Genomic DNA, 6,580 nt, shown 5'->3' with positions numbered 1-6,580 from the left:
GGTCTATTCCAAGCTGAAGAACAAGTTCTCAGGCGTCGACATCGTACCCGAAGTGGTGCGGTTGGCGGCGATGAACTTGTATTTGCACGGCATCACCGGGGCTGACTCCATCGTCGAGCAGAAGGATGCGCTGCTCGGCATCGGTGGTAAGACCTACGACGTGGTGCTGACCAATCCGCCGTTTGGCAAGAAGCAGAGCTACCGCATCGTCCGCGACGACGGCGAGATCGATTCCGAGCGTGAGGATTACGACCGACAGGACTTTTTCGTCACCACGTCGAACAAGCAGCTCAACTTCCTCCAGCACATCATGACGGTGCTGGCGCCGAACGGCGAAGCGGCCGTGGTGCTGCCCGACAACGTGCTGTTCGAGGGCGGCGCCGGCGAGACCATTCGGCGCCGGCTGTTGCAGAACTTCGACTTCCACACCCTGCTGCGGCTGCCGACCGGCATCTTCTACAAGCAGGGCGTCAAGGCGAACGTGCTGTTCTTCGACAAGAAGCCGCCGTCTGAGACCGCCTCCACCAAGGAGCTTTGGATTTACGACCTGCGGACCAACCAGCGCTTCACCTTGAAGGAGCGCCCGATGGTCCGCGCCGATCTCGACGACTTCGTCGCCTGCTACCGATCGGGCCGCCGCGCCGAGCGCACCGAAACCCAGAAGTTTCGGCGCTACCCGCTCGACGCCCTGCTGGCGCGCGACAAGGTCAATCTCGACATCTTCTGGCTCAAGGACGACACCCTCGACGACCCCGACCTGCTGCCGCCGCCCGACGAAGTCGCCGCTGAGATCGTCGAAAGCCTGGAGACGGCACTGGAGCGCTTCCGGAACGTGTCGAAGGCGCTGGGGGAGGGGCCGGCTTGAGCCAACCGTCGCTCCGCGGCGCGTCGTCCACGCTGGCCCTCGAACCGACTTGACAAAATTCCTAATATGACTATAATCCGCTTTGTCCTGTCCACGGGGGCGCTTCGCGAGGCGTCGTTGAGTGGGACAGATCATCGGCCGGGAGGCTGGCCGGTGAGGGTCGGCGAAGTCGCACTGCGCGGCATCGTCCGGCCGGATGCGGCGTCCTGCGCGGTGTGGTTCGCAGCCACGTCGTCCGGGAAGTCGAGGGTCGCCGTCCGCCGCTACTACGAGCGGCTGCCGCTTCAAGAGGCTGGACGGGTCGAGTAGAGGCCGGGGAAAGCCCGCAAGCTCGCTCGGTCCCGGAAGCACGGTCCTTCGGCTCAAAACTCGCCGCGGTGGGCGCGCCGACGAGGCGTCGCGCGATGGTTCGCAGCCATCGCGATCAGCACCACCCTTTGCGCCGACCGGCGCGCCCCCACCCCTCGCTGCGCAGCGACGGGTGCACGGCTCGGACGCATCAGGCGCCGCGAGAACGAAGCGACGTGGCTGTTTGACAAGTGAGCGGGAAGGTCCCCCGAGCGAGGCGCGGCTTGGCGCTTACTTCCCATCCTCCAGGATCATCGTCGCGCCCTTCTCGGCGATCATGGCGGTGGGGGTGTTGGTGTTGCCGGAGGTGATCGTCGGCATGATCGAGGCGTCGACGATGCGCAGGCCGTCGAGGCCGTGGAAGCGAAGGCGTTCGTCGACCACCGCGAGCGGATCGTCGGCGCGGCCCATCTTGGCGGTGCCGACGGGATGGAAGATCGTGGTGCCGATATCGCCGGCGGCTTTGGCGAGCGAGGCGTCGTCGTCGCCGACCGACGGGCCGGGCAGATACTCCTCGGGATGATACGTCGCCAGCGCCTGCTGCTTCATCAGCCGCCGCGTCACGCGGATCGCATCGGCTGCGACGCGGCAGTCTTCGGCGGTCGACAGATAGTGCGGCGCGATCGACGGCGCGGCGTCGAGCGCGGTCGAATTCAGCTTGATCTCGCCGCGCGAGGTCGGCCGCAGGTTGCAGGCACTGACGGTGATCGCCGGGAAGCGATGCAGCGGATCGCCGAACTTGTCGAGCGACAGTGGCTGCACGTGGAACTGGATGTTGGCGCGCTCCTGATGTGGATCGGAGCGGGTGAAGATGCCGAGCTGCGACGGCGCCATGGTCAGCGGCCCGCGCCGGCGCAGCGCGTAGTCGAGTCCCATCCAGGCGCGGCGCGGCAGCGAGTGATAGATCTCGTTCAACGTGCGGCCGCCGCTGACCTTGTAGATCGCGCGCTGCTGCAGGTGGTCCTGCAGGTTGCGGCCGACGCCGGGGCGATCGAGCACCGGTTCGATGCCGAGCGGCTTCAGCCATTCGGCCGGGCCGATGCCGGAGCGATGCAGCACCTGGATCGAGCCGATCGCGCCGGCGCACAGCACCACCTCGCGGCGGGCGCGGGCTTCGATCGGCACGCCGTTTTGCAGGAAGCGGACGCCGACCGCGCGGCCGTTCTCGACCAGCACGCGGTCGACCACCACATTGGTTTCGAGCCGCAGGTTGGAGCGGTGCAGGGCAGGCTTGAGAAAGCCACGCGCCGACGACCAGCGCCGTCCGCGCTTCTGATTGACGTGGAAGTAGCCGACGCCCTCGTTGTCGCCGGTGTTGAAATCGGCGCTGCGCGGGATTCCCATCTCGCAGGCCGCGTTCGCGACCGCATCGAGGATCGGCCATGACAGCCGCGCCGCCTCGATCCGCCAGCCGCCGCCGGCACCGTGATGCTCGCTGTCGCCGAGGAAGTGGTCTTCGAGCCGGCGGAACACCTTGCGGACGTCATCCCAGCCCCAGCCGGTGAGGCCGAGCTGGCGCCAATGGTCGTAGTCGGCGGCCTGGCCGCGCATCGAGATCATTGCGTTGATCGCCGAGGAGCCGCCGATCACCTTGCCGCGCGGATAGGCCAATGACCGACCATTCAGGCCCGGCTCGGGCTCGGTCTTGAACATCCAGTCGGAGCGCGGATTGCCGATCGCGAACAGATAGCCGACCGGAATGTGAAACCAGATCCAGTTGTCGCGGCCGCCGGCTTCGAGCAGCAGCACCTTCCGGCTCGGATCGGCGGACAGGCGGTTGGCGACGATGCAACCTGCGGTGCCCGCGCCCACCACGATGGTGTCGAATTCGCCTTCGATCCGTGCCGTCATCGAGTCCGCCCGTGCATTTTGTCGTTGCGCAGAGGCTTAGCGCCGCGGGCCGGCGCTGTACAGTTGCCGGAGCGGGACGGGGCGGTTAGCCTGCAGGCTTCGATAACTGGAGCCGCATCGTCTCATGCCCGTGATCAACCGCGTCGCCGATCTGCAGCCCGACATCGCGGCCTGGCGCCGTACGCTGCATCAGCAGCCGGAGCTGATGTACGACGTCGAAGGCACCGCGGCGTTCGTCGCCGAGCGCTTGCGGGAATTCGGCTGCGACGAGGTCGTCACCGGGCTCGGCCGCACCGGCGTGGTCGGCGTGATCCGCGGCGCTCGCCCGGCCGGCACCGGCGATCTTAAGGCGATCGGGCTGCGCGCCGACATGGACGCGCTGCCGATCGTCGAGGCGACCGGATTGCCCTATGCCTCCAAGGTGCCCGGCAAGATGCACGCCTGCGGCCACGACGGCCACACCGCGATGCTGCTCGGCGCAGCGCGTTATCTTGCCGAGACCCGCAACTTCGCCGGCGATGCGGTGATGATCTTCCAGCCGGCAGAGGAGGGCGGTGCCGGCGCCGCGGCGATGATCGATGACGGCCTGATGGAGCGGTTCGGCATCGATCAGGTCTATGGCATGCACAACGGTCCCGGCATTCCGGTCGGCGCCTTTGCCATCAGCCCTGGGCCGGTGATGGCGGCGACCGACGCGATCGACATCCGCATCGAAGGCCATGGCGGCCACGCCGCGCGGCCGCATCTGTGCGTCGATCCGGTGCTGGCGGGCGCGCAACTGATCACCGCGCTGCAGGGCATCGTCTCGCGCAACGTCGATCCGTTTGAAGCCGCGGTGTTGTCGATGTGCGAATTCCACGCCGGCAACGCCCGTAACGTGATCCCGCAATACGCCGAGCTGAAGGGCACGGTGCGAACGATGACGGCCGAGGTGCGCGACATGGTCGAGCAGCGGGTGCGCGACGTCGTCGCTGGTGTCGCCCAGGTGACCGGCACCAGGATCGAGCTCACCTACGAGCGCGGCTATCCGGTGCTGGTCAACCACATGGCGGAGACCGACGTGGCGATCCAGGTCGCGCGCGACATTGCCGGCGAGTCCAATGTGGTGCCGCTGCCGCCGCTGATGGGCGCTGAGGACTTCGCCTATATGCTGGAGAAGCGGCCGGGCGCGTTCGTGTTCATCGGCAACGGCGACAGCGCCGGGCTGCATCACCCCGCCTACGACTTCAACGACGAGGCGATCGTGTACGGCACCTCGTACTGGGTGCGGCTGGTCGAGACGCAACTGGCGGCGTGAGTGCGGCATCGACTAATTGAGGCGATGAGGTTCTTTGACGAGCGCACGGACCTCATCCTGAGGAGCCCGGCGAAGCCGGGCGTCTCGAAGGATGAGGCAGCGCGTGACTCGCGGCGCATGGTTCGAGACGGCGCTTCGCGCCTCCTCACCATGAGGTTTTGTCTGCTGTGAGGGCTGCAGAGCGCCACCCCCGAACCGATCGGAAACAGAACGGTCCTAGAACTGCGTACGCAGTCGTGTGGCGATCAGGTGGACTGGGCCGCGGTCGCGGTTGAAGGCCGGGTTGGCGACGAACTGATAGTCCGCGGTCAGCCGCCACGAATACACCGGCAGGCTGTAATAGGCTTCGAACACCTTTTCGTCGCCCGGGTTGGGCAGGCGGCCATCGCCGATGATCGCCGTCAAGCCGCCGGCGTCGAGATACGCGATCCGCGACGCCGAGATGTGGTTGAGCAGGCCGCCGATGCCGATGGTGTCGTCGGCGCGGCCCCACATCCGTCCCGACAGCGACAGGCCGGCCGAAACCGTGCGATCGGAATCGGTGAACGCGTTGGTCTCGAGGTTCGGGCTGCTGAAGCCGGCGCGCGCGAACATGCCGATGTCGGTGGTGAGCTGCTGCTCCAGGCTGGCGGACAGGCCGGTCTTGGAGGTGTAGCGGCGCACGTCGGCGATGCTCGGTGTGGTGCCGGTGGCCTGCGCGGCGCGGACCGCATCGGTGAAGTTGCCGAGCCGGGCGCGGTTGAGGAAGCCGGTGACCAGCACCTTGCCGGCAAGGCCCCACAGCTCGTGGCGATGTTCAAGTTCGCCGATCAGCTGGAACTGGCCGAAGCTGGAATCAAGATCGGTGCTGTTCGGCGTCTGCGGCAGATCGAACACGCCGCCGCGCACCGTCCAGGCGCCGGTGTACCACTCCACCGCGGTGCCGTAGGTGAACGCCCAGGCATCGGCCGCGTAGTCGAAGGTCAGCGCGTCGGCGAGGCCCCAGTTGAGGAAGTCGACGCGTGGGTCATGGGCGTATTTGTTGACGTCGAAGATGTCGCCGACCGAGAACTTGCCGGCGGTGATCACGATCCGCTCGGCGGATTGCTTGCCGGCGAACTGGTTCGGCCCGCCCTGCACGGTCTCGACCGCGCCGCCGAGATCGAGCGTCTGGCGGACGAAATAGCGCGGCACCCGTGCATACGGATAGTTGGCGCCGACCTTGTAGGACTCCGCGCTTGGGAACGACGCGATGCCGAAGGTGCCGCTGAGGCCGAACCCCTGATTGATCTCCGGATTGACCCAGAACTCGGCGCCGTCCCACAGCTTGGCGCCGATGTAGAGCGTGGCGTCGAAGGTCTCGCGCGCCTGGTTGGGGGCGAGGCTGTTGGCGCCGCTATACGGCGAGCGGAAGCCGGGCGCGTATTGCCAGGTGAAGGTGCTCTGGCCATGCACCGCGAAGCGCTCCAGCTCCAGCGCATCGATGCCCTTGGTGAACACGTCGGACTTGGTCAGGTCCTCGCCGAGCCGATAGTTCAGGCCGAGCCGGACCGCATGCGTCAGCACGTCGGACGACACGCTCTGGCCGGCGATCGGAAAGCTGACGGTGCCGGAGCCGAACCCGGTCGCCAGATATTCGGCGCGCGCGCTCCAGGCCGGCGACAGTGGCACGTCCACGCCGGCGCCGGCGGCCCAGCCGAGCCGCCACAGCAGCGCGGTCTCCTGCTGCGCGAGCGCGGGATCCGGCGGCCAGCGCAGCCGGTCGTAGCTCCAGGCAAAGCCGGCGGTGACGTAAGGCAGCCAGCCGCCAAACGCGTAGCCGACCCGGCCACGCACGGTGCCGCCGAGCAGCGCCTGATGGTCGTGGCCGCCGACCGTGCCCGACGGCAGGGTGTTGCCGGTATTACCGCCGAGGGTGTTCGGCGAATTGAGGTCGGCCTCGATGCCGATCAGCCAGCGCGACGGCAGCATCCAGTTGTAGCCGGCCTGCAGCCCGATCACGTAGCTGCCGGTGCCTTTGAACAGCTGAAAGGCGTCGAACAGGTCGATCGAGCCGCTGCCGCCGGCGGGGGTGGAGCTCCAGTTGGAGTGACCGGCCACGGCGCTGAAATGCGAGCCGATATAGAACCCGCTCCAGTCGAACACCGCGCGCGCGGCCTCCGGCGCCTTGCGCGCGAGATCGGCCGCGCCGGCGGGCGCGGCGCAGACCGTGGCGGCAGCGAGGATCGGAAAGAGCAGAA

The 6,580-nt window shown here is 67.4% G+C and carries 5 protein-coding genes; 3 read left to right on the top strand and 2 right to left on the bottom strand.

Annotated features, from left to right (window positions below; genetic code table 11):
• On the top strand, nt 1-865 hold an 865-nt coding region (locus DYI24_RS18340), incomplete at its 5' end, for an HsdM family class I SAM-dependent methyltransferase (protein ID WP_164573323.1).
• Nucleotides 866-1,018: 153 nt separating this feature from the next.
• Nucleotides 1,019-1,174: a hypothetical protein gene (locus DYI24_RS18335; protein WP_164573322.1), complete on the top strand. Its 156-nt coding sequence runs from the start codon at nt 1,019-1,021 to the stop codon at nt 1,172-1,174.
• Between the two features lie 270 nt (nt 1,175-1,444).
• Here DYI24_RS18335 and DYI24_RS18330 read toward each other — a convergent pair whose 3' ends face one another.
• A complete protein-coding gene (locus DYI24_RS18330; RefSeq protein ID WP_164573320.1) occupies nt 1,445-3,064 on the bottom strand; it encodes a GMC family oxidoreductase in 1,620 nt (539 codons plus the stop codon).
• A 124-nt stretch (nt 3,065-3,188) separates the two neighbouring features.
• Here DYI24_RS18330 and DYI24_RS18325 point away from each other — a divergent pair, with 124 nt between their 5' ends.
• Nucleotides 3,189-4,361, top strand: coding sequence for a M20 aminoacylase family protein (locus DYI24_RS18325; protein WP_164573318.1), 1,173 nt, complete (start codon nt 3,189-3,191; stop codon nt 4,359-4,361).
• A gap of 216 nt (nt 4,362-4,577) precedes the next feature.
• On the opposite strand, the gene DYI24_RS18320 is transcribed toward DYI24_RS18325, so the two are convergent.
• Nucleotides 4,578-6,578, bottom strand: coding sequence for a carbohydrate porin (locus DYI24_RS18320; RefSeq protein ID WP_164573317.1), 2,001 nt, complete (start codon nt 6,576-6,578; stop codon nt 4,578-4,580).
• Nucleotides 6,579-6,580: the final 2 nt, after the last annotated feature.

The organism is Rhodopseudomonas sp. BR0C11 (assembly GCF_010820945.1).
GTDB lineage: Bacteria > Pseudomonadota > Alphaproteobacteria > Rhizobiales > Xanthobacteraceae > Rhodopseudomonas > Rhodopseudomonas palustris_H.
This window is presented reverse-complemented; position numbering and strand designations above follow the sequence as displayed.

Coding starts and splice junctions, on each gene's coding strand:
- DYI24_RS18330 (WP_164573320.1), bottom strand. CDS start 3,064: ATGACGGCACGGATCGAAGGCGAATTCGACACCATCGTGGTGGGCGCG.
- DYI24_RS18325 (WP_164573318.1), top strand. CDS start 3,189: ATGCCCGTGATCAACCGCGTCGCCGATCTGCAGCCCGACATCGCGGCC.